Origin of the sequence: Pseudomonas cavernae (assembly GCF_003595175.1) — a bacterium.
GTDB lineage: Bacteria > Pseudomonadota > Gammaproteobacteria > Pseudomonadales > Pseudomonadaceae > Aquipseudomonas > Aquipseudomonas cavernae.
Window position 1 is genome coordinate 4,203,474 of record NZ_CP032419.1, and the last position, 23,370, is coordinate 4,226,843.

Sequence of the window (23,370 nt, forward strand, 5' to 3'; positions counted from 1 at the left end):
GGCAGATGGCCGCATTCTGGCGCCCGGAAAGCGCCGCTGGCAAGGCATCCGCACGGTGAAGAAGGAACCTCGAAGCGGACGGCGGAATAACCAGCGCAGGCCTCAGCGCCAGGCGCTATTTCATCAGATCCGCGCAGGCCAGACAGTATTCCGCCGCCGGCAGGATCTGCAGGCGGCGCGCTTCGATCGGCTCGCCGCAGCGCAGGCACTCGCCATAGCTGCCATCGGCGAGGCGCAGCTTGGCCTTGCCGACTTTCAGCAAAGCGGCTTCCGCCTCGGCCAAGAGCGCCTCCAGCACCTCGTCGTTCTGCCGCTGCAGCGCCTGCTCGGCGAAGTCCGGCGAATGGCTGCGCGCCAGATCGCTGCGGATGGCGTTGGCCCGTGCGCTGTACTCTGCCATCAAGGCATCGAGGGCGGCACGAGGGTCGAAGGCGGTCATGGCAGATACTCCTGAGGCGGGACTTACCATTAGTGTGGACAGTACCGCACAGACTGCATTGAGCCGGGACAAAAACTTGCGCGATCGCCCGTTCGCAGCATTCTTGACACCCGCCCGCGCCATCCTCAAAGCTCGGGTCCCGGCCATAAGAAAAGAACGGCGACCTTGAAACGGATTTTCTCCGCGTTGGCTCTGTGCATCTGCAGCGGCCTGCATGCCGCCCCCGCCCTGCCCCCGGCGCAACTCGAGGCGCTGGCCCGGCAGCCCTACTGGATCGCTCTCGGCCATTACGAAACCGGCAAACTCGGCGGCTGGCGCAGCTACGTCGACGATGACGACTTCTTCCTCGCCGCAGGCGGCGCCAACGACCCGACTGCCGAACTCCAGGCTACGGTCGATGCGCTCTATGCCCCGGCCGGCCTCGGCGACCAGCACGCCCAGTGCGTCTACCCGGCGCGTACGCGCTGGCTGCGCGAACAACTTCGCCTGCAGGATTTGCCGCAACCGCAGTGCGCGGAGTTCCAGGCCTGGTTTCACGACATCGCCCCGCACAGCGCGGTGCTGGTGTTTCCCGCCGCCTATCTGAACAGCCCGTCGTCGATGTTCGGCCACACCCTGCTGCGCATCGACCAGGCCGACATCGACGCCAACAACACCGCGCTGCTCAGCTACGCGCTGAACTTCGGCGCCTTCATCGAAGGCATGGACAACAGCATCCTCTACGCCTGGAGGGGCCTGATGGGCGGCTATCCCGGGCTGTTCGCCCTGGTCCCCTACCGCGAGAAGCTGTCCGAATACCGCAGCCTGGAAAACCGCGACCTGTGGGAATACCGCCTGAACCTCACGCCCGCGGAAACCGGGCGCATGGTCGAGCACGTCTGGGAGCTCAAGCAGATCCGTTTCGACTACTTCTTCTTCGACGAGAACTGCTCCTACCGCCTGCTCGAACTGCTGGAGGTCGCCCGTCCCGGCATCGAGCTGACCGAACAGTTCCCCATCACCGCTATCCCCACCGACACCGTGCGCGCGATAAAGGGCGCCGAGCTGGTGGAGCGCATCGACTTCCGCCCGTCGCGCGAGCGCGAACTGCTGGCCCGCGCCGATCCGCTGAGCACCGCCGAGCAGGACTGGGCCCTGCGCCTGGCCGATGACCCCGGCCAGCTCGCCAGCTCCGAGCTGCGCGCCCTGCCACGCCAGAGCCAGGCGCTGATCCAGGACACCGCCTTCCGCCTGACCCGCTACCGCGCCAACGGCGAGGCCCGCGACAGCGCCAGTGCGCAGCGTAGCTACGCGCTGCTGCAGGCGATCAACCGCAACCCGCCGCCGCCGCTGCAGGTGGCGCGCCCCGAGTCTCCGGAGGACGGTCATCAGTCGCGCACCTGGCAGCTCGGCGCCGGCAGCCGCGACGACCGCGCCTTCGCCGAATACGGCCTGCGCATGGCCTATCACGACCTCAACGACAACGCCTACGGCTTCCCGCTCGGCGCGCAGATCGAGATTCTCCAGCTCAAGCTGCGTCAGTACGAAGGCAATCACTGGCAGCTGCAACGCCTCGACCTGGCCAACATCCGCTCGCTGACACCGCGCAACCAACTGCTGCAACCCTGGTCCTGGCAGGTCGGCGGCGGCCTCGAACGGGTACTCGGCGCAGACGGCGACGAGCGCCTGGTCAGCCATCTGCACGGCGGCGTCGGCGGCAGCTGGCAACTGCGCGACGAGCTGCTCGGCTTTGCCCTCGGTACCCTGCGCATCGAACACAATGAGGACTTCGCCGCCACCATCGCCCCGGCGCTGGGCTTCAACAGCGGCCTGCTGTGGCGCAACCGGCTGGGCAACCTGAGCCTCGAGGCCAGCGGCGACTACTTCCACAACGGCGAAGTGCGCCGCAGCCTGGCCCTCAACCAACAGTGGGAACTGACGCGCAGCCTCGGCCTGCGCCTGTCCGCCCAGCGCCAGTTCAGCCAACTGAGCAGCCCGGAAAACGAGCTGTCGCTGGAGCTGAAGTGGTACCACTACTGACCTTTCGCTCACCAGGCTTTGACGCTTTACCCACAAAGCCGTGGCCAAACTCCGCGCCCAGCGCCCGCACCCGGCCGGGCGCAGGAGTCACCCATGCGGCGCCACGCGCTCTTCATCCTGTTCAGCCTGCTGGCGGGCTGTCAGACCACCCACGATTACCTGCTCGCCCAGGGCTACCCGCCGGCCTTCGCCGACGGCTATCAGGCCGGCTGCAACAGTGGGCACCAGGCCGCCGGCGCGATCAGCGGCGCATTCCAGAAGGACGTGCCGCGCTACCTCGCCGAAACCCAGTACGCCAGCGGCTGGGATGACGGCTTCCGTCAGTGCCAGGCCATGGCCGAGAGCGCCGAACGCAGGGACTACGAGCGGCAGCGCGGCGACCCGCGCGACGAGGATGGGCAGCGCGACCAGGATCGCGCCCTGAGCAAGGCTCTGCGTGGCAGCTGAAGCGACCGGCAAACGCGCTCAATGGGCCCCAAGCCCGTGGCCGAGCGTCACTTCGGAACGCAAACGGGGCCCGCAGGCCCCGTAGCGTAAAGCGGCCCCTGGCCGCGAAGTGACCGCTCAGACCACGCCCTGGGCCAACATGGCATCGGCGACCTTGACGAAGCCGGCGATGTTGGCGCCCTTGACGTAGTTGATCCGGCCGTTTTCCTCGCCATAGTGCAGGCAGGCATGATGGATCGACTGCATGATTGCGTGCAGCTTGCTATCCACCTCACCGGCACTCCAATGCAGGCGCATGGCGTTCTGCGACATTTCCAGACCGCTGACGGCCACGCCACCGGCGTTCGAGGCCTTGCCCGGGGCGTAGAGAATGCCCGCCGCGATGAACAGTTCGACGGCCTCCAGGGTCGAGGGCATGTTCGCGCCCTCGGCGACACAGAGGCAGCCGTTGCGCAGCAGTTGGCGGGCATCCTCGCCGGTCAGTTCGTTTTGCGTCGCGCACGGCAGGGCGATATCGCACACCAGCCCCCACGGCCGCTGCCCTGGGAAGAACCGCACGCCGGCAGTGTTGGCCATTGCGCTCAGGCGGCCACGGCGCACGTTCTTCAGCTCCAGCAGCTCCAGCCACTGCTCTTCGCTCAACCCCGCCTCGCAGAACAGCGTGCCCTCGGAGTCGGACAGCGAGATCACCTTGCCACCCAGATCCATGACCTTGCGCGCGGCGTATTGGGCGACGTTGCCGGAGCCGGAAATCGCCACGCGCTTGCCGTCGATGCTCTGCTCGCGGCGCTTGAGCATTTCCTCGGCGAAATACACACAACCGAAACCGGTGGCTTCCGGACGGATCAGGCTGCCGCCATAGGTAATGCCCTTGCCGGTCAGCACCGAGGTGAACTGGTTGGACAGGCGTTTGTACTGCCCGAACAGGAAACCAATCTCGCGGGCGCCAACACCGATATCGCCGGCCGGCACGTCGAGGTCGGCACCGATGTGGCGATACAACTCGCTCATGAACGCCTGGCAGAAGCGCATCACTTCCGCGTCGCTCTTGCCCTTCGGGTCGAAGTCCGAGCCGCCCTTGCCGCCGCCCATCGGCAGCGAGGTCAGCGAGTTCTTGAACACCTGTTCGAAGGCCAGGAACTTGAGCACGCCCAGGTTCACCGAGGGATGGAAGCGCAGCCCCCCCTTGTACGGGCCGATGGCGCTGTTCATCTGTATCCGGTAGCCGCGGTTGACCTGCACCCGGCCGGCGTCATCGACCCAGGACACGCGAAACAGCACGGCCCGCTCCGGCTCGACCATGCGCTCGAGAATGCCGGCCTCAAGATAGTGCGGGTTGGCCCCGAGGAAAGGCCACAAGGTACCCAGCACCTCTTCCACCGCCTGGTGGAATTCGGGTTGCTGGGGATCGCGCTGCTTGAGGCGGGCAAGGAAGGTGTCAACTGAGGGGATCATGGCAGGTCTCGACAAGCTTTATTTGTTCGTTAGGTCAGGAATTGCCGCGCGACTCTACCAAGGCGAACAGCACCACAACAGTGCAAAGCGTCGCCTTTATGTATTTTTATGGTGCATTTATGTAATTCGACACGGGCGCCAGCCAAAAAAACGGAGCCCGCAGGCTCCGTTTTTGATTCCACTGACGCTTACTGCGCCAGCTTCTTGTAGCGCACCCGGTGAGGCTGGGAGGCGGCGTCGCCGAGGCGTTTCCTGCGGTCGGCTTCGTACTCGCTGTAGTTGCCTTCGAAGAACTCGATATGCGAATCGTCTTCGTAGGCGAGGATGTGCGTAGCCACCCGATCGAGGAACCAGCGATCGTGGGAGATCACGATGGCGGCGCCGGGGAAGTCCAACAGCGCCTCTTCCAGCGAACGCAGGGTTTCCACGTCGAGGTCGTTGGACGGTTCGTCGAGCAGCAGCACGTTGGCGCCTTCCTTCAGGGTCAGGGCCAGGTGCAGGCGGCCACGCTCACCACCGGAGAGGTCCTTGACGAACTTCTGCTGGTCGCCGCCCTTGAAGTTGAAGCGGCCGACGTAGGTGCGCGACGGCACCTCGTAGTTGCCGATACGGATCATGTCGGAGCCGCCGGAAACGGCTTCCCACACGCTCTTGCTGCCATCGAGGTCGTCGCGGCTCTGGTCGACGCAGGCCAGCTGCACGGTTTCGCCGATTTCGATGCTGCCGGAGTCCGGCTGCTCCTTGCCCATCAGCATGCGGAACAGCGTCGACTTACCGGCGCCGTTACCACCGATCACGCCGACTATGGCGCCCTTGGGCATGCTGAACGACAGGTTGTCGATCAGCTCGCGGTCGCCGTAGCCCTTGCTGACGTTGACGAAGTCGATGACCTTGTCGCCCAGGCGCGGGCCGACCGGGATGTAGATCTCGTTGGTTTCGCTGCGCTTCTGGAATTCCTGCGACTGCATTTCCTCGAAACGCTGCAGACGCGCCTTGGATTTCGACTGCCGCGCCTTGGCGCCCTTGCGCACCCACTCCAGCTCGTCCTTCATGGCCTTTTCATGGGCCGACTGCTGCTTGGACTCCTGCGCCAGTCGCGCGGACTTGGCCTCCAGCCAACCGGAGTAGTTGCCCTCGTAAGGAATACCGGCGCCGCGGTCGAGTTCGAGAATCCAGCCGGCGACGTTGTCGAGGAAGTAACGGTCGTGGGTGATCGCCACCACGGTGCCGGGGAAGTCGTGGAGGAAGTGCTCCAGCCAGGCCACCGAGTCGGCGTCCAGGTGGTTGGTCGGTTCGTCCAGCAGCAGCATGTCGGGCGCCGACAGCAGCAGGCGGCACAGGGCGACGCGGCGCTTCTCACCGCCGGACAGGTGCACCACCTTGGCATCCCAGGCCGGCAGGCGCAGGGCATCGGCGGCGACTTCCAGCTGGCGCTCGAGGTTATGACCATCGGCGGCCTGGAGGATGGCCTCCAGCTTGCCTTGCTCGGCGGCCAGCGCATCGAAGTCGGCATCCGGTTCGGCGTAGGCGGCATAGACCTCGTCCAGGCGGGCCTGGGCGTTCTTGATCACGCTGACGGCCTCTTCGACCACTTCACGCACGGTCTTACTCGGATCGAGCTGCGGCTCCTGCGGCAGGTAACCGACGTTGAGATCCGGCATCGGCCGCGCCTCACCGTTAAATTCGGTATCGACGCCCGCCATGATTTTCAGCAGGGTGGACTTGCCCGAGCCGTTCAAGCCGAGCACGCCGATCTTGGCGCCCGGGAAGAACGACAGGGAGATGTTCTTGAGAATTTCCCGCTTCGGCGGCACGACCTTGCCGAGCCGATGCATGGTGTAGACGTATTGAGCCATGAGAAACCTAGCTGCTGAGATGAAAGGAAAATGACGGAGCGCGACTGAGCGAAAATGGCGCGCCACCCGATGCCCCTGGTCGCTACCCTGTCGGGTCGCCAGGCCAGGCATCCTGGCGCGCTGCTTGCCTTGCAACAGCAGTGCCCCGCGCGTGCGGCAAAGCTACCGGATTGTACCGGAGTGGGCAAACCGGCGCTCGTCGGCCAGGCTGGCACTTGGCCATTTTTCTAGGCATGCTAACCGGTCCGCGCGCGCCCCTGGCTGCGCCATGCCTGCCCTATTCAGCTGTTATCGCAGGAACTCCGCTCGTGCCCAAGCCGCTGTCAGCCACCACCCCGCACGCACCCGCCGGCACCTCCGCCGCGCGCCTACCTGGGCCGGTGAAAGGCGCACTGTGGCTGCTGGTGGTGCTGACCCTGGGCGTGCTCAGCTGGCAGTTGCAGCAGGAGTTCAGCCAGCGCCTGGATAACCAGCGCCAGCGCACGCAGGAATACGGCCAGCAGCTGGCCGATCATCTGGCGCTAAGTATGGAGCTCAAGGCCCTGGCCGGCCTCGCCCTGCTGCGCCAGCATGGCCTGCAGCCGGCACTGGACACCGGCCTACGGGGCCACCTGCGGGAAATTTTTCCCGCCCTGCACAGCCTGGTCTGGCTGACTGCCGATGGTGCGATCCGCGCCGACAGCGCCGCACAACCGCTCAACGATCAAGCCTTCCTCGCCGCGCTGCTGCGCCGACACGCCGACCAGCCCTACCACTTCGCCTTCAGCCCCGCGGCGAATGGGCAGATCTATCTGCTGCTGCGCCAGAATTCTGGTGCTCAAGCGCAGGGTTACTGGGTCATCCGCGCCGGCACTCAGGCCCTGCGCAAAACCCTCAGCAACTTCGCGCACGGCGACCACCACTGGCTGCTCGAGGACCGCCAAGCACAGCGGGCGATCCTGCGCTGGGGCGGCAGCAGCCAGCCCCCCGGCAACACCCCAGTCACCGCCGAGGAGCAGGCGCAGAGCCTGTGGCAAACCGCATTGGCCGGCAGCGACTGGCAGTTGCGCGTGCTGTTCGATGCCCAGCAGGCCACCGCCGAGCTGTTGCCGCGACTGAGTGGCCGGCTGTTGTTGTTCGTGCTGTGCGCCGCCCTCGCGCTGCTCGCCCTGTACCGCCTGCACCGCGCGCAGCACGGCCTGCACGCCCTGAATGCCGCCTCGCAACGCGAACTGCAGCAAGCCGGCAGCGTGCTGCGGGCCATCGAAGAACGGGTCCTGGTGACCGACGCCGACGGCCGGATCCGCTACCTCAACCCGCAGGCCGAGCAGCTGTTCGGCCTGACCCGTGCCCAGATGCTGGGACGGCCCATGTTGGAGCTGCTGCCCGGTCTCACCGCCCTGCATGAAGGCGCGCAGGAAAGCCTGGAACCGCAGAGGCTGGAGCAGGACGGCGAGCAGCGCCTGTTCGCCGTCAGCCGCAGCACGCTCGACGACGACAGCCTCGTTTGGGTGCTGCGCGATGTCACCGACAAGCAATGCTCGCTACGCGTGCAGCAGCAAGCCCGGCGCCGCTATCAGGACATCTTCGAAGGCTGTGGCATCGCCCTCTGCGTCCTCGACCTGACGCAATTGCGTGACTACCTCCAGCAACAGGGCCTGCGCGACGGTACGGGGTTGCGGCAATGGCTGCTCGAGCACCCCGAGCGCCATCAGCTGCTACTACAGGCCATACGCTTCAGCGAAACCAATCAGGTGGCCCTGCGCCTGCTCGGCGTGGACTCGCCCGACCAAGCCTGGCAGCAGCTGATCGGTCACAGCCCGCTGCGCCTTGACGGCATCCGTTTCCAGCTGCTGGCCGCGGTGCTCGAGGGCCGCCCGCAGTTCGAGACGGAGAGCCGCATCCGCACCGCGCAGGGCCATGAACGGCATCTGTGGCTGCTCTTGCGCCTACCGCAAGAACGGCAGGACTACCAGGCGGTGACCCTGAGCATCAATGACATCACCAGCCGCAAACGCGTCGAGCTGTCGCTGCTCGAACGCGAACGCTTCTGGTCCGAGGTGGTGCGCAGCATTCCCGATACGCTCTACGTGCACGACCTCAGTGCCGGGCGCGTGCTGTTCCACAACCATCGCCTGGGCACCGACCTCGGCTACAGCAAGGCCGAGCTGCAGGCAATCGGCGCACCGCTGTGGGAGAAGATCCTCCACCCCGACGACTACGAACTGTACCGGCGGACGCGCAGCCTGCAGCGGGTGGTCGCCGACGGCCAACTGCTGACCTGCCAGTTGCGCTGGCGCCACCGCGACGGCAGCTGGCACTGGTTCGACATCCGCGAGCAAGCCCTGAGCCGCGACGCCCAGGGTCGCGTCAGCCGCCTGATCGGCGTGGCCAAGGACATCACCGAGCAGATCGAAGCCAGCCAGTCGCTGCTGGCCAGCGAGCAACGCTACCGGCTGCTGGCGGAAAGCATCAGCGACGTGATCTTCTCCACCAACAATCAGCTCGAGCTCAACTACATCAGCCCCTCGGCGCAGGGCATGTTCGGCTACAGCAGCGACTGGCTAGTGGCCAACGGCTTGTTCCCGCTCATCTCCAACCCGAACCAACTCGATCTCATCTACACCCTGCTGGAGCGGGTACGCCAGGCTCTCGGCAATCCGCAGCGGCTGACCGAGCTGCGCCGGCAACTGCCGACCCAACTGCTGGCACTCGACTGCCTGCGCGCCGATGGCCGCAAGATCGCGGTGGAGCTGCGTCTGAGCTTGATGTGGGACGCCCACGGCGTGTTCGAGGGGCTACTCGGCGTGGTCCGCGATATCAGCCAGCAGCGCCGCAGTGAGAGAGATCTGCGCATGGCAGCGACGGTATTCGAGCACTCGACCTCGGCGATCCTGGTCACCGATCCGGCCGGCTATATCGTCCAGGTCAACGAAGCGTTCAGCCGGGTCAGCGGTTACGCCGCCACCGAGGTGCTCGACCAACTGCCCGGCATCCTCACCGCCGACCGTCAGCAGGCCCAACAGCTGCACTATGTGCTCGCCCAGCTCAACCTGCAGGGCAGCTGGGAAGGCGAGCTGTGGCTCAAGCGCCGCAGCGGCGAGCCGTTCCCGGCCTGGGTCGGCATCACCGCGGTGCAGGACGAGGAAGGCGATCTGGTCAGCTACGTGTGCTTCTTCAGCGACATCAGCGAGCGCAAGGCCAGCGAGCAACGCATCCACCGCCTGGCCTACTACGACGCCCTCACCCACCTGCCCAACCGCACGCTGTTCCAGGATCGCCTGCACACCGCCCTGCAGCACGCCGAACGGCACCGCGAGTGGGTGGTGCTGATGTTCCTCGACCTCGACCGCTTCAAGCCGATCAACGACTCCCTCGGCCATGCCGCCGGCGACCGCATGCTCAAGGACGTGGCGGTGCGCCTGGCCGCCTGCGTCGCCGAGGACGACACCGTGGCGCGCATGGGCGGCGACGAATTCACCCTGCTGCTGCAACCGCACAGCACCCGCGAGGGCGCGCTGAACCGCGCCGTGCATGTCGCCGAACAGATTCTCGCCAGCCTGGCGCGGCCGTTCATCCTCGAAGGCCGCGAATTCTTCGTCACCGCCAGCATCGGCATCGCCCTCAGCCCGCAGGACGGCCAGGAGCTGAGCCAGTTGATGAAGAATGCCGATACCGCCATGTACCACGCCAAGGAACGCGGCAAGAACAACTTCCAGTTCTACCAGGCGGACATGAACGCCAGCGCCCTCGAGCGTCTGGAGCTGGAAAGCGACCTGCGCCACGCCCTCGAGCAGAACGAATTCGTCCTCCACTACCAGCCGCAATTCAGCGGCAACGGCCAGCGCCTGACCGGTGCCGAAGCCCTGCTGCGCTGGCGTCATCCACGCCGCGGACTGGTGCCGCCGGGCGAGTTCATTCCGGTGCTGGAAGAGCTCGGCCTAGTGGTGCAGGTCGGCGACTGGGTGCTGGCCGAGGCCTGCCGCCAGCTCAAGGCCTGGCAAAAGGCCGGGGTGCGGGTGGCGAAGATCGCCGTCAACCTGTCCGCCCGCCAGTTCTGCGAAGGCCAGCTGGTCGAGCGCATCGCCGCCATCCTCGCGGACAGCGGCGCCGCCCCGGCCTGCCTGGAGCTGGAACTCACCGAAAGCATCCTGATGCGCGACGTCGACAGCGCCATGCAGACCCTCGCCGAGCTCAAGCGCCTGGGCGTCTCCGTCGCGGTGGACGACTTCGGCACCGGCTATTCCTCGCTCAACTACCTCAAGCAGTTCCCCATCGACGTGCTGAAGATCGACCGCAGCTTCGTCGACGGCCTGCCCAGCGGCGAGCAGGACGCGCAGATCGCCCGCGCCATCATCGCCATGGCCCACAGCCTGAACCTGCAGGTGATCGCCGAGGGCGTGGAAAGCCAGGCGCAGCTGGACTTCCTCCGCGAGCACGGCTGCGACGAGGTGCAGGGCTTTCTGCTGAGCAAACCGATGCCGGCCAAGCAGTTCGCCGCCCAATTCAGTGGCGCGGCGCTGTTCATCCTCGACTGAAACTGCCGCCAAGCCCCGGGCTGTCTTGAGGCCCGCTTGTCCGCGACGTGACTGCCTTTCATATCCCAGCAGCGGGCGGATGGGGTAGAATTCGCCCCCTCTTTCATCCGCCCAGCTGATTATTCTCAGGGGATTGCCATGTTCAGCCGTGATTTGACTCTCGCCAACTACGATGCCGACTTGTTCGCCGCGATGGAGCAAGAAGCCCAGCGCCAGGAAGAGCACATCGAGCTGATCGCCTCGGAGAACTACACCAGCCCGGCGGTGATGGAAGCCCAGGGTTCGGTGCTGACCAACAAGTACGCCGAAGGCTATCCGGGCAAGCGTTACTACGGCGGTTGCGAATACGTCGACGTGATCGAGCAACTGGCCATCGACCGCGCCAAGCAGCTGTTCGGCGCCGACTACGCCAACGTCCAGCCGCACGCCGGCAGCCAGGCCAACAGCGCGGTCTACCTGGCCCTGCTGCAGGCCGGTGACACCATCCTCGGCATGAGCCTGGCCCACGGCGGCCACCTGACCCACGGCGCCAGCGTCAGCTCCTCCGGCAAGCTGTACCACGCCGTGCAGTACGGCATCGACGGCAACGGCCTGATCGACTACGACGAAGTCGAGCGCCTGGCCGTCGAGCACAAGCCGAAGATGATCATCGCCGGCTTCTCCGCCTACTCGCAGGTCCTGGACTTCCCGCGCTTCCGCGCCATCGCCGACAAGGTCGGGGCCTACCTGTTCGTCGACATGGCCCACGTCGCCGGCCTGGTTGCCGCCGGCGTGTACCCGAACCCGGTGCCGTTCGCCGACGTGGTCACCACCACCACCCACAAGACCCTGCGCGGCCCGCGCGGCGGCCTGATCCTCGCGCGCAAGAACGAGGAGATCGAGAAGAAGCTGAATTCCGCGGTCTTCCCGGGCGCCCAGGGCGGCCCGCTGGAGCACGTCATCGCCGCCAAGGCGGTGTGCTTCAAGGAAGCGCTGCAGCCTGAGTTCAAGGCATACCAGCAGCAGGTGGTGAAGAACGCTCAGACCATGGCCAGCGTGTTCATCGAGCACGGCTTCGACGTGGTTTCCGGCGGCACCCAGAACCACCTGTTCCTGCTCAGCCTGATCAAGCAGGACATCACCGGTAAGGACGCCGACGCCGCCCTGGGTCGCGCCTTCATCACCGTCAATAAAAACAGCGTGCCCAACGACCCGCGTTCGCCGTTCGTCACCTCCGGTCTGCGCATCGGCACCCCGGCCGTGACCACCCGCGGCTTCAAGGAAGCCGAGTGCCGCGAGCTGGCCGGCTGGATCTGCGAGATCCTCAACAACCTGGGCGATGAGTCGGTGGTCGACCGCATCCGTGAGCAGGTCAAGGCCCTGTGCGCCAAGTTCCCGGTGTACGGCAACTAAGCTCTGCGCAATAGAAAAAGCCCGGCCAAGTGCCGGGCTTTTTTGTTTCTCACTCCAGGAGCCTGCTTTTGTAGGATGGGTTAAGCCGAAGGTGATACCCATGCAGGCCGGTGGCGATGGGTGTCGCTGCGCTCAACCCATCCTACGGACTGCGGGTGATGGACTCATGCCACGACGGCGGCGAAGCCCTGGCGGATCTGCTCCTCCGGCAGATTGTCACCAATAAACACCATCACGCTCTCACGCGCCTCAGCGGCGCCCCACTCGCTGTCCCAGTCGAAGCCATAGAGCTTGAGCACGCCCTGGAATACCAGGCGGCGCGGTTCGCCAGCGATGCTCAGCACGCCCTTGTAGCGCAACAGAGAGCTGCCGTGCTGCTCCAGCAGCGCGTTCATGAATTCGCTGAGCCGGTCTATGTCCAGCGCCTGTTCACTGCGCAGCACCAGGGTGGCGATGCGATCGGCATTCTTTCCGGCGGGCACCGCCGGACGCAGGTTGAGGTTCGGGCCGAGCTCGGCATTCAGGTTGAAGCCGCGCACATCGAGCAGCTCGGCCAGGTCGATACGGCCGTGCTCGACCACGCGGATCGGCGCGCGGCTATTGATCCGCTGCAAGCGCTGGGACAGCGCCGCGAAGCTGGCCGGCGCGACCAGGTCGGTCTTGCTCACCAGAATGCGGTCGGCGAAACCGACCTGGGCCTGGGCGATGGCCTCTTGCAGGTGGATGTCGGCATGCGCGGCGTCCACCAGGGTGATGATGCCGTCGAGGACATAGCGCTCACGCAACTCCTCGTCGACGAAGAAGGCCTGTGCCACCGGCGCCGGATCGGCCAGGCCGGTGCATTCGATCACCAAGCGGTCGAAGGCGATCTCGCCGCTGTCCAGGCGCTCGAGCAGCAGATACAGGGCACGCTCGAGGTCGCCGAGGATGCTGCAGCACACGCAGCCGTTGGCCAGGGTCAGCACTTGCACCGGCTGGTCGCCGAGCAGTTGGCTGTCGATGCCGGATTCGGCGAACTCGTTTTCGATCACCGCGAGCTTCAGACCGTGTTCGGCCTCGAGCAGGTAGCGCAACAGGGTGGTTTTGCCGGCACCGAGAAAGCCGCTGAGCACGGTGACGGGAATGGGCAGATGGGGCATGGGGATTCCTGAAGGTTTGGCGACCTGCATGTTGGGGAGATTTCGTAGGTTGGGCTGAGCCCGCGCCGCCCAACGACGGGGCGCGAGCCTGGCCACGGTGTTGCAGCCATCCCTGCTCGTTGGGCTTCGTCGCTACGCTCCTCAACCCAACCTACAACAGCAACGCGCCACGACGAGGCGTGGCGCGTGAGTTACAAACAACCACTTTCAGCAACAGCGAAAGCCCTTGCTGCCGCCGTAACGCGCCTCCTGACGCTCGCGGAAAAACTCCTCGTAGCTCATCACCGGCAGGTCCGGATGGGTCTTGTGCATGTGCTCGACGTAGTTATCGTAGTCCGGCATGCCCACCATCAGGCGGGCCGCCTGACCCAGGTACTTACCCAAGCGGCTGAGGTCATTGAACATATCCGGCTACCTCATGAGGGTGCGGCACTCGGCCGATTGGCCGGGTGCCGCACCAGTTTACGCCTCTGGAATCGGCTGGAACGGACTTTCCCGGTCGCTCCGCTCGCCCTTGCCCAAGGCCGCCAAGCCGACCTTGAAGGCATAGAGCAGGATGCTGAACACCACCAGCAGGAACAGCGCGGTGAGCGTGGCATTGGTGTAGGCGTTGAAGATCACATGCTGCATCTGGCCGATGTCCTTGGCCGGGGCCAGCACCTGGCCGGCGGCCAGGGCGTCGCTGTATTTCTGCCCGAGGGCGATGAAGCCGACCGCCGGGTTCGGATCGAACAGCTTGATCAGGCCGGCGGCCGTGGTGCAGATCAGCAGCCAGAGGGCCGGCACCAGGGTGACCCAGACATAGCGCTGGCGCTTCATCTTGATCAGCACCACGGTGCCGAGCATCAGCGCGATGCCGGCGAGCATCTGGTTGGAGATACCGAACAGCGGCCACAGGGTGTTGATGCCGCCGAGCGGGTCGATCACGCCTTGATACAGCAGCCAGCCCCACAGCGCCACGCAACCGGCGGTGGCGACCACGTTGGCGCCCCAGGACTCGGTATTCTTCAGCGCCGGCACGAAGTTGCCCAGCAGATCCTGCAGCATGAAACGCCCGGCACGGGTGCCGGCGTCCACCGCGGTGAGGATGAACAGCGCCTCGAACAGGATCGCGAAGTGGTACCAGAAGGCCATGGTGTTCTCACCCGGCAACACCTGGTGAAGGATGTGGGCAATGCCCACCGCCAGGGTCGGCGCCCCGCCGGCACGGGCGAGGATGGTGTTCTCGCCGATGTCCCTGGCGGTGGCCGTGAGCATTTCCGGCGTGACGGCGAAGCCCCAACTGCTGATGGTCGCCGCCACGCTGGTGACGTCGGCACCGACGATCGCCGCCGGGCTGTTCATGGCGAAGTAGATCCCCGGTTCGATCACCGACGCGGCAACCATGGCCATGATGGCGACGAAGGACTCCATCAGCATGCCGCCGTAACCGATGTAACGGGCATGCGACTCGCTGGCCAGCAGCTTCGGCGTGGTGCCGGAGCTGATCAGCGCATGGAAGCCGGATACCGCGCCACAGGCGATGGTGATGAACAGGAAGGGGAACAGTGTGCCTTTCCACACCGGCCCGGTGCCGTCGGTGAACTGGGTCAGCGCCGGCATTTTCAGCTCAGGCAGGACGATCAGGATGCCGATGGCCAGGGCGATGATGGTGCCGATCTTGAGGAAGGTCGACAGATAGTCACGCGGCGCCAGGATCAGCCATACCGGCAGCACCGCGGCGACGAAGCCGTAACCCACCAGCATCCAGGTGATCTGCACCCCGGTGAAGGTGAACACCGGCGCCCACTCCGGGCTGGCGGCGATCTGCCCGCCCAGCCAGATCGAGCCGAGCAGCAGCGCCACGCCGACCACCGAGATCTCGCCGATCCGGCCCGGACGGATGTAACGCATGTACACGCCCATGAACATCGCGATGGGGATGGTCGCCATCACCGTGAACATGCCCCAGGGGCTCTCGGCCAGGGCCTTGACCACGATCAGCGACAACACCGCGAGGATGATGATCATGATCAGGAAGCAGCCGAACAGGGCGATGGTGCCGGGCACCTGGCCCATCTCCTCACGGACCATGTCACCCAGCGAACGGCCGTTGCGGCGGGTGGACATGAACAACACCATGAAGTCCTGCACCGCACCGGCCAGCACCACGCCGGCGATCAGCCACAGGGTGCCGGGCAGGTAGCCCATCTGCGCGGCCAGCACCGGTCCCACCAGCGGTCCGGCGCCGGCGATGGCGGCGAAGTGGTGGCCGAACAGCACGTGCTTGTTGGTCGGCACGTAGTCCAGACCATCGTTGTGCAGCAGCGCCGGCGTGGCGCGGCGCGGATCCAACTGCATCACCTTCTCGGCGATGAACAGGCTGTAATAACGGTAAGCAACCAGATAGATGGCGATGGCCGCCACCACTATCCAAATCGCGTTGATGGCTTCACCGCGACGCAGGGCCACGACACCCAAGGCACAAGCACCCACTATCGCCAGCACGATCCAGGGGATGTGGCGCAGGACGCTGTTGTTATTATTCATGGAAGACTCCAAACGGATGGACAGACAGGCTGCCGCCTAAGCTTAGCCGGCTCAGTGGAATCAGCCATCAGACCTTGGTCTAGAGCCTCTGGACAGCCAAACCGCAGGCATAAAAAAGCCGGGCGAGCCCGGCTTGGGGTATGCCTGCGTGCGGGTCAGGCCGGTTGCTTGGCGTAGCGTGCCAGTTGCGCGTCGCGGCTCATGACCTCCAAGGTGGCCGTCAGCACCTGCTCGCTGGTGACATCGGCACGGGGGAAAATGGTGCCGAAATTCTGCTGGGTAACCTTGGCGAAATGCGCGCGGTCAGCCTTCTCCACGCCGAGCAGGACGGCGTAGGCATCCAGCGCCTCGCCTTGGCCCTGCGCCATATCCTCGGCGATGGAGTCGAGCATGCCGTTCATGGCAAACCAGGAACGCCCACCGTAACCCAGCTTGACACTGGAGTCGCAGCCGTTGGTGCCCGACGTCAGGCCGAAGGTGGCATTGCCGGAAGTACCGTTGGTAGTGGTCGCTATCAGGTGTGGGAACAGTCCGCGCTGACCTTCGAACAGCATGTTGCCCCAGCCGCACCCTTTACCACCGGCCTCACTGGCCTGGGCGGCCAGGCTGGCCAGGCTCAACGCGCCGATCATCAAACCTTTGCTCAGCAGTCGCTTATCCATGTTTGCGCTCCGCGGGAAATGACAGAAAAACTGCACTAGGAGCTTTGGCGACACTTCTGTTGCTGTCAAACCACGGGCGACAATAGCGCTAAACTGGGTCTGATCGTTCTGCCAGGAGGCGCCATGTCGACCCGCGAAGGCCGCATCATCCTTGCTCCGCCGCTGATCTACCTGATCTTCATCGCCCTGGTCTGGGCCCTCAGCGCCCTGCTGCCGCTGCCACTGGGGGAAAACGTCTGGACCCGCTACCTCGGCTGGGGCCTGATCGACGCCGGCATCCTGCTGGCCGCCTGGTCGGCGCTGGCGTTAGCCCAGCACAAGACCACCATCAACCCCTACAAGAAGCCCAAACGCCTGCTCGCCAGTGGCCCGTTCCGCTATTCGCGCAATCCGATCTACTTGGGTTTCAACCTGATCTACTGCGGCATCGGCCTGCTGTTGCACAGCTGGTGGCCGTGGATCGCCCTGCCGCTGCTGATCCTGACCATGAACCGCGGCGTGATCGTGCACGAGGAACAGATACTGGAACAGCTGTTCGGCGATAGCTATCGGCGTTATCGCCGCCGCGTGCGGCGCTGGCTATAGTGGACGCGACGATTCAGGAGTACGGATATGAGTGAGCCAACCCGGGAGCGCCGCCGCTTCCACCGCGTCGCCTTCGACGCCAGTACCGAAATCAGCCAGGGCGAGCGCCGCTGGCGCGCGGCACTGCAGGACCTGTCGCTGCACGGCCTGCTGGTGGAGCGCCCGCAGGACTGGGCCGGCAACCCCGCATTGCCGTTCATGGCGCGCATCCAACTGGCCAGCGATGTGCAAGTCGTCATGGAAGTGGCACTGACGCGCAGCGAGGGCGACCTGCTCGGCTTCGTCTGCCAGCACATCGACCTCGATTCGATCAGCCACCTGCGTCGCCTGGTGGAACTCAACCTCGGCGATCAAACCTTGCTGGAGCGCGACCTCGCAGCGCTCAGCGAGGAATAGCGGCGTTATTCGAACAGCGCATCCAGCGCCTGCTCCAGGCGCGTCACCGCAATCACCTGCAGCCCGCTCGGGGACTCCTTCGGCGCGTTGCCCTTGGGCACGATGGCGCGTTTGAAGCCGTGCTTGGCCGCCTCCTTCAGACGCTCCTGACCACTCGGCACCGGGCGCACCTCGCCGGACAGGCCGACCTCGCCGAACACCAGCAGGTCATGGGGTAGCGGCCGATTGCGCAGGCTGGACATCACCGCCGCCATCAAGGCCAGGTCCGAGGCGGTTTCCAGCACCTTGACCCCGCCGACCACGTTGAGGAACACGTCCTGATCATGGGTGGGGATGCCGCCGTGCCGGTGCAACACGGCCAGCAGCATGGCCAGGCGGTTCTGGTCGAGACCGAGGGTGACGCGCCGTGGGTTGGCCAGGTGGCTGGTGTCGACCAGTGCCTGCACCTCCACCAGCATCGGCCGGGTGCCTTCCCAGGTGGCCATCACCACGCTGCCGGGCACTTCCGCCTGGGCGCGGGTGAGGAAGATCGCCGAAGGGTTGGAGACTTCTTTCAGGCCACGGTCGGTCATGCCGAACACGCCGAGTTCATTGATCGCGCCGAAGCGATTCTTCACCGCGCGCAGCAGGCGCAAACGGCCGTCCGATTCGCCCTCGAAATACAGCACGGTGTCGACCATGTGTTCGAGCACGCGCGGGCCGGCCAGTGCGCCTTCCTTGGTGACGTGGCCGACCAGGAAGATCGCCGTACCGCTCTGCTTGGCGTAACGCACCAGCAGCGCCGCGCTCTCGCGCACCTGGGCGACGCCGCCGGGGGCGGACTGCAGTTGCTCGGTGAAGATGGTCTGGATCGAGTCGATTACCATGACCTTGGGCTGTTCGACGCGGGCGGTGGCGATGATGGCCTCGATGCAGGTCTCGGTCATCACCTTCAGTTGGTCTTCCGGTAGGCCCAGGCGGCGGGCGCGCATGGCCACCTGCTGCTGCGATTCCTCACCGGTGACGTACAGCGCCGGCAGGCGCGTGGCGATGTTGCACAGGGTCTGCAGGAGGATGGTCGACTTGCCGATGCCCGGATCGCCGCCGATCAGCACCACCGAGCCATCCACCAGGCCGCCACCGAGCACCCGGTCGAGCTCCGCCGAGGCGGTGGAGAAGCGTGGCATCTCCTCGACGCTGACTTGCGCCAGGGTCTTGATCTGCGCCTGTTGCCCAGCCCAGCCGAGCCGGCCATTGGCGCTCTCGCCAGCGGGCTCGATACTCTCCACCAGGGTGTTCCAGGCCCCGCATTCTGCGCATTGTCCAGCCCACTTGGGGAACGTCGCGCCGCACTCCGTGCAGCCATAGATGCGCTTGGCCTTGGCCATGGAACCACTCCGTCAGACGAAAGCGCGCATCATACCAGCGCTTTTCTCCTCGGCTTGGTTCTGAAGGCGGCCCCGCGAACTGCTGAGCAGCCGGTCGATGTCCTCGCGCAGACCACTGCGATGCAGCTTGAGCGCCGCCAGGCTGAGATTTTCCAGCGATTCGATGCCGTTCTCGACGCGGAAGATATGCTTGTCCACCGCCTCGAACTGCTGTTGCAGGCGCGATAGCCGCTCCTGCTGCCGGGCGATGGCCTTGCGCGGTACAACGGGATCGAAGGTACGCAGCTTGAAGGGCATGGCGCGACTCCCACAAGAAGATTCGGATGCTGGGTAGCCTAGCCACTTGCGCCGCCCCCGCAGTTGACCTCAATCAATAGCAAGCGAACTATTAGCCCGCCTGTTGCAACAGCTTGGCGATCTGGTCCTTCAAGACCACGCGCTGCAGTTTCAACCCCTGTAACGTCAGGTCATCGAGCGGCTGGCGGCCATCTTCGGCGGCATACACCTGCTGATCCAGGGTCTGATAGTCCTGGGCCAGACGGGAAAACTGCGCGTTGCTCTGCAGCAAGGTGCGGAGCTGGCTCTGATATTGAGGAAATTCGCGGGTCAACGGGTGGTGTTCGAGCGGCATGATCGGCCCTCCTCAACGGTGGTCCTTTCAGGCTAGACCAGTCAGGCGCGAAGGCCCGCACGCGCCGACGAAATCCACCTGAACGCCCGTGACAACCGCCAATCCTGGCAATTTCACCCGCCAATCCCGGCCGCTCACGCCGCAACCGCGCGGGTGCTGGATTACACTGCCCCCACCTCATTCAAAAAACAGGGAGTCAACCTATGAGCGTACTCAGCGAATTCAAAGCCTTCGCGGTCAAAGGCAATGTCGTCGACATGGCGGTGGGGATCATCATCGGCGCGGCGTTCGGCAAGATCGTCTCGTCCTTTGTCGGCGACGTCGTCATGCCGCCGATCGGCCTGCTGATAGGCGGCGTCGACTTCTCCGACCTGGCCATCACCCTCAAGGCGGCCGAGGGCAACATCCCCGCGGTGGTGCTGAGCTACGGCAAATTCATCCAGACGGTGCTGGACTTCCTGATCGTCGCCTTCGCGATCTTCATGGGCGTCAAGGTGATCAACAAGCTCAAGCGTGCCGAGGAAGCCGCGCCGGCGGCACCGACCAAGGATCAGGAACTGCTGAGCGAGATCCGCGACCTGCTCAAGGCGCAGCAAAACAAGTAGCTCGGCAGGACCTGGAAAGGCAAAACAGCGCCCTCGGGCGCCGTTTTGCCTTGACTCACCAGTAGTTTTCCACCGCGATCTGCCCGGGGCGACGGGTCAGGCTCAGGTGCATGTCGCGCTTTTTCAGCACGGCGCGGGTGTCTTCGATCATCTGCGGGTTGCCGCAGAGCATGACCCGCGAATGCTCGGCGCTCAGCTCCAGGCCGGCGGCGCGCTCCAGTTCGCCGTTCTCGATCAGCGTGGTGATGCGCTGGCCCAGGGCGCCGGGGTGCGCCTCGCGGGTCACCACCGGAATGTACTGCAGCTTGTGCGCGTACTCGGCCAGATAATCGCGCTGAGCCAGGCCGGCGATCAGCTCCTGATAGGCCAGTTCACGCGCCTCGCGCACGCTGTAGACCAGGATGATGCGCTCGAAGCGTTCCCACGCCCCGAAGTCCTGGAGGATCGACAGGAACGGCGCCAGCCCGGTGCCGGTGCCGAGCAGCCAGAGATCGCGGCCGTCGACGAAGCGGTCGAGGGTGAGGAAGCCGAAGGCCTGCTTGTCCACCAGTAGCCGATCGCCCTCGCGCAGGCGGCTCAGCTCGCTGGTGAATTCACCGCCGGGGATGACGATGGAGAAGAAATCCAGACACTCGTCATAGGGCGAGGACACCATCGAATAGGCGCGCCAGACCAGGCTGCCATCGGCCTTGCTCACCCCCAGACGGGCGAACTGGCCGGCGCGAAAACGGAAGCCCGGATCACGGCCGGTGCGCAGGGTGAACAGGCTGGGGGTCAGCGGCTGTACTTCGAGCAGGGTCTGACGGGTGAACTTCTCTTCGCTGGCGGTCATACTTTCGCTCCTTTCTTCTTCCAGTCTGGCGCAAATAGGCGCCGGGAAACACCGCCGGTTCTTATGCCTATATTCAGTACGCCTTTTGCCAGCCTCGATCTGCACCGCCAGCCGCCGCAACGCGATGACCCGTTGCAGGCCTTCGATGCCGCCGACGAATACCTGCTCAGCCATCTGCACGAACAGGGTCTGCGCGCCGACGCCCGGGTGCTGCTGCTCAACGACGGCTTCGGCGCCCTGGCCTGCAGCCTGGCGCCCCACGCGCGGGTGACCAGCAGCGGCGACTCGCACCTCGGTGCCCTGGCGCTGGCGCACAACCTCGCCGCCAACCAGCTGGCCTCCGAGGCGGTGCGCTTCGTGCCGGCCAGTGAAGCGGTCGCAGGGCCGTTCGACTGGGTGCTGATCCGCGTGCCGAAGACCCTGGCGCTGCTGGAGGAGCAACTGATTCGCCTGCACGGCCAGCTGGCGCCCGGCGCACGGGTGATCGCCGCGGCGATGGTCAAGCACCTGCCGCGCGCCGCCGGCGAGTTGCTGGAGCAGTACATCGGCCCGCTGCAGGCCTCGCTGGCGGTGAAGAAGGCGCGCCTGCTGTTCGCCACCCCACAGGACAAACCGGCGCCGCGCTCGCCCTACCCGAGCCACTACCGCCTGGAGCAGCCGGCGCTGGAGCTGGTCAACCACGCCAACCTGTTCTGCCGCGAAGGCCTGGACATCGGCACCCGTGCCTTTCTCCCCCATCTCCCGAGCGGACTGGGCCAGGCGCGGGTGGCCGACCTCGGCTGCGGCAACGGCGTGCTCGGCATCGCCTGCGCGCTGACCAACCCCGAGGCGCGGCTGACGCTGGTCGACGAGTCCTATATGGCGGTGCAGTCGGCGCGCGAGAACTGGCGCGCGGCGCTGGGCGAGCGCGCAGTGGAGATCCGCGCCGGCGACGGTCTGGCCGAGCAGGCGGCGGACTCGCTCGACCTGGTGCTGTGCAACCCGCCGTTCCACCAGCAGCAGGTGGTCGGCGATTTCCTCGCCTGGCGCATGTTCCAGCAGGCCCGCGCGGCGTTGGTGACCGGCGGCGAGTTGTGGATAGTCGGCAATCGCCATCTCGGCTACCACGCCAAGCTCAAGCGCCTGTTCCGCGGCGTCGAGCAGGTGGCGGCGAATCCCAAGTTCGTGGTGCTCAGGGCACGCAAATAAGCGCCCTCTCCCCCGGCCCCTCTCCCGTAAACGGGCGAGGGGTGACTCACGCCGGCACCGCCACGCTCCCCAGCCACTCCGAGCAACGTAGGATGGGTTGAGCCTGCGATACCCATCAACCCGCACCGATGGGTATCGCTTCGCTCAACCCATCCTACGCGTCACGGCGTACTCAACCCCGCGGCATTCATAACCTGGCGCAGCAGCCAGGCCACCGCGCCGAGGGCCAGCACGCTGGCGGTCCAGATCGCCAGCAGCCAGGCCAGACGTTGCCACAGCGGTTTCTGCTCGGTGCGGTTCATCAGTGGTAGCCCTGATCCGGGGTCACCTTGCCGCGGAACACGTAGTAGCTCCAGGCGGTGTACATGAGGATGAAGGGGATGATGAACAGCGCGCCGACCAAGGTGAAACCCTGGCTCTGCGGCGGTGCGGCGGCCGCCCAAATGCTCACCGCCGGCGGGATGATGTTCGGCCACAGGCTGATGCCCAGGCCGCTGTAGCCGAGGAAGATCAGCACCAGGGTGAGGATGAACGGGGCGTAGTGGGCGTAGCGCTGGATCGCCCGCAGCAGGGCGAAGGTGCACAGCAGCACCAGCAGCGGCACCGGCAGGAACCAGAACAGGTTGGGCAGGCTGAACCAGCGGCGGGCGATCTCCTCGTGGGCCAGCGGTGTCCAGATGCTGACGATGCCGGTGACCAGCAATACCGCCCACACCAGCGGCGTGCCGAGGTTGTGCATCTGCTCCTGCAGGCGGCCCTCGGTCTTCATGATCAGCCAAGTGCAGCCGAGCAGCGCGTAGGCGACGATCAGCGCCAGGCCGCAGAACAGCGAGAACGGCGTCAGCCAGTCCAGCGCCCCGCCGGCATACAGGCGGTTCTCCACCGGAATGCCGTCGATGTAGGCGCCCAGGGTCACGCCCTGGAAGAAGGTCGCCGCCAGCGAGCCGCCGATGAACGCCTTGTCCCAGATATGGCGCTTGTGCGCCTGCGCCTTGAAGCGGAACTCGAAGGCCACGCCGCGAAAGATCAGGCCGATGAGCATGAAGATGATCGGCAGGTAGAGCGCCGACAGCACCACCGAGTAGGCCAGCGGGAACGCCGCGAACAGCCCCGCACCGCCGAGCACCAGCCAGGTTTCGTTGCCGTCCCAGACCGGCGCCACGGTGTTCATCATCACATCGCGTTCGCCGTCGTCCTTGACGAAGGGGAAGAGGATGCCGATGCCGAGGTCGAAGCCATCCATCACCACGTACATCATCACGCCGAAGACGATGATGATGGCCCAGATCAGAGAGAGATCGATGCCCATGG

Annotated in this window: 21 protein-coding genes; 8 read left to right on the top strand and 13 right to left on the bottom strand. The window is 65.5% G+C overall.

Annotated features, from left to right (window positions below; translation table 11 throughout):
- Positions 1–115: 115 nt before the first annotated feature.
- Entirely contained in the window at positions 116–439 is a 324-nt protein-coding gene (locus D3880_RS19140; protein ID WP_119895003.1) for a TraR/DksA family transcriptional regulator, read from the bottom strand.
- A gap of 165 nt (positions 440–604) precedes the next feature.
- On the opposite strand from D3880_RS19140, the gene D3880_RS19145 reads away from it, so the two are divergent.
- Both D3880_RS19145 and D3880_RS19150 read left to right on the top strand, forming a co-directional pair.
- Positions 605–2,458: an Lnb N-terminal periplasmic domain-containing protein gene (locus tag D3880_RS19145; protein WP_119895004.1), complete on the top strand. Its 1,854-nt coding sequence runs from the start codon at positions 605–607 to the stop codon at positions 2,456–2,458.
- 93 nt (positions 2,459–2,551) lie between these two features.
- Complete coding sequence (locus D3880_RS19150; protein ID WP_119895005.1) at positions 2,552–2,905, top strand: hypothetical protein; 354 nt, start codon at positions 2,552–2,554, stop codon at positions 2,903–2,905.
- A 117-nt stretch (positions 2,906–3,022) separates the two neighbouring features.
- Here the strand turns inward: D3880_RS19150 and gdhA are convergent, their stop codons facing one another.
- A complete protein-coding gene (gene gdhA / locus D3880_RS19155) occupies positions 3,023–4,360 on the bottom strand; it encodes an NADP-specific glutamate dehydrogenase (protein WP_119895006.1) in 1,338 nt (445 codons plus the stop codon).
- 188 nt (positions 4,361–4,548) lie between these two features.
- Complete coding sequence (gene ettA / locus D3880_RS19160; RefSeq protein WP_119895007.1) at positions 4,549–6,216, bottom strand: energy-dependent translational throttle protein EttA; 1,668 nt, start codon at positions 6,214–6,216, stop codon at positions 4,549–4,551.
- A 233-nt stretch (positions 6,217–6,449) separates the two neighbouring features.
- Between ettA and D3880_RS19165 the strand changes: the two genes are divergently transcribed.
- Complete coding sequence (locus D3880_RS19165; RefSeq protein WP_119895789.1) at positions 6,450–10,733, top strand: sensor domain-containing protein; 4,284 nt, start codon at positions 6,450–6,452, stop codon at positions 10,731–10,733.
- Positions 10,734–10,871: 138 nt separating this feature from the next.
- On the top strand, positions 10,872–12,125 hold the full coding sequence (gene glyA, locus D3880_RS19170) for a serine hydroxymethyltransferase (protein ID WP_119895008.1): 1,254 nt from the start codon (positions 10,872–10,874) through the stop codon (positions 12,123–12,125).
- Positions 12,126–12,289: 164 nt separating this feature from the next.
- Here glyA and yjiA read toward each other — a convergent pair whose 3' ends face one another.
- The 4 genes from yjiA to D3880_RS19190 all read right to left on the bottom strand — a co-directional run bounded on the left by yjiA (position 12,290) and on the right by D3880_RS19190 (position 16,455).
- On the bottom strand, positions 12,290–13,264 hold the full coding sequence (yjiA, locus tag D3880_RS19175) for a GTPase (RefSeq protein ID WP_119895009.1): 975 nt from the start codon (positions 13,262–13,264) through the stop codon (positions 12,290–12,292).
- 207 nt (positions 13,265–13,471) lie between these two features.
- On the bottom strand, positions 13,472–13,669 hold the full coding sequence (locus D3880_RS19180) for a YbdD/YjiX family protein (protein WP_119895010.1): 198 nt from the start codon (positions 13,667–13,669) through the stop codon (positions 13,472–13,474).
- Between the two features lie 57 nt (positions 13,670–13,726).
- Positions 13,727–15,793, bottom strand: coding sequence for a carbon starvation CstA family protein (locus D3880_RS19185; protein ID WP_119895011.1), 2,067 nt, complete (start codon positions 15,791–15,793; stop codon positions 13,727–13,729).
- A 155-nt stretch (positions 15,794–15,948) separates the two neighbouring features.
- Entirely contained in the window at positions 15,949–16,455 is a 507-nt protein-coding gene (locus D3880_RS19190; RefSeq protein ID WP_119895012.1) for a DUF3015 domain-containing protein, read from the bottom strand.
- Positions 16,456–16,578: 123 nt separating this feature from the next.
- Here D3880_RS19190 and D3880_RS19195 point away from each other — a divergent pair, with 123 nt between their 5' ends.
- Entirely contained in the window at positions 16,579–17,040 is a 462-nt protein-coding gene (locus D3880_RS19195) for a methyltransferase family protein (protein ID WP_119895013.1), read from the top strand.
- A gap of 27 nt (positions 17,041–17,067) precedes the next feature.
- A complete protein-coding gene (locus tag D3880_RS19200) occupies positions 17,068–17,436 on the top strand; it encodes a PilZ domain-containing protein (protein WP_119895014.1) in 369 nt (122 codons plus the stop codon).
- A gap of 5 nt (positions 17,437–17,441) precedes the next feature.
- Here the strand turns inward: D3880_RS19200 and radA are convergent, their stop codons facing one another.
- From radA to D3880_RS19215, 3 genes are all read right to left on the bottom strand, one after another.
- Positions 17,442–18,803, bottom strand: a complete 1,362-nt coding sequence (gene radA / locus D3880_RS19205) for a DNA repair protein RadA (RefSeq protein WP_119895015.1) — start codon at positions 18,801–18,803, stop codon at positions 17,442–17,444.
- A 12-nt stretch (positions 18,804–18,815) separates the two neighbouring features.
- Entirely contained in the window at positions 18,816–19,100 is a 285-nt protein-coding gene (locus D3880_RS19210) for a DUF465 domain-containing protein (RefSeq protein WP_119895016.1), read from the bottom strand.
- Between the two features lie 91 nt (positions 19,101–19,191).
- On the bottom strand, positions 19,192–19,434 hold the full coding sequence (locus tag D3880_RS19215; RefSeq protein ID WP_119895017.1) for an HP1242/YdcH family protein: 243 nt from the start codon (positions 19,432–19,434) through the stop codon (positions 19,192–19,194).
- A gap of 203 nt (positions 19,435–19,637) precedes the next feature.
- On the opposite strand from D3880_RS19215, the gene mscL reads away from it, so the two are divergent.
- A complete protein-coding gene (gene mscL, locus D3880_RS19220) occupies positions 19,638–20,039 on the top strand; it encodes a large-conductance mechanosensitive channel protein MscL (protein WP_119895018.1) in 402 nt (133 codons plus the stop codon).
- 55 nt (positions 20,040–20,094) lie between these two features.
- Here mscL and D3880_RS19225 read toward each other — a convergent pair whose 3' ends face one another.
- Positions 20,095–20,871, bottom strand: coding sequence for a ferredoxin--NADP reductase (locus D3880_RS19225; RefSeq protein WP_119895019.1), 777 nt, complete (start codon positions 20,869–20,871; stop codon positions 20,095–20,097).
- A gap of 63 nt (positions 20,872–20,934) precedes the next feature.
- On the opposite strand from D3880_RS19225, the gene D3880_RS19230 reads away from it, so the two are divergent.
- Positions 20,935–22,059, top strand: a complete 1,125-nt coding sequence (locus tag D3880_RS19230; protein WP_119895020.1) for a methyltransferase — start codon at positions 20,935–20,937, stop codon at positions 22,057–22,059.
- Between the two features lie 161 nt (positions 22,060–22,220).
- Here D3880_RS19230 and D3880_RS19235 read toward each other — a convergent pair whose 3' ends face one another.
- Positions 22,221–22,361, bottom strand: coding sequence for a DUF2474 domain-containing protein (locus tag D3880_RS19235; RefSeq protein ID WP_119895021.1), 141 nt, complete (start codon positions 22,359–22,361; stop codon positions 22,221–22,223).
- Positions 22,361–23,368 (bottom strand): cytochrome d ubiquinol oxidase subunit II, encoded by a 1,008-nt coding sequence (gene cydB / locus D3880_RS19240; RefSeq protein ID WP_119895022.1) that lies wholly within the window; start codon positions 23,366–23,368, stop codon positions 22,361–22,363. The genes D3880_RS19235 and cydB overlap by 1 nt, the downstream gene beginning before the upstream one ends.
- Positions 23,369–23,370 lie beyond the last annotated feature (2 nt).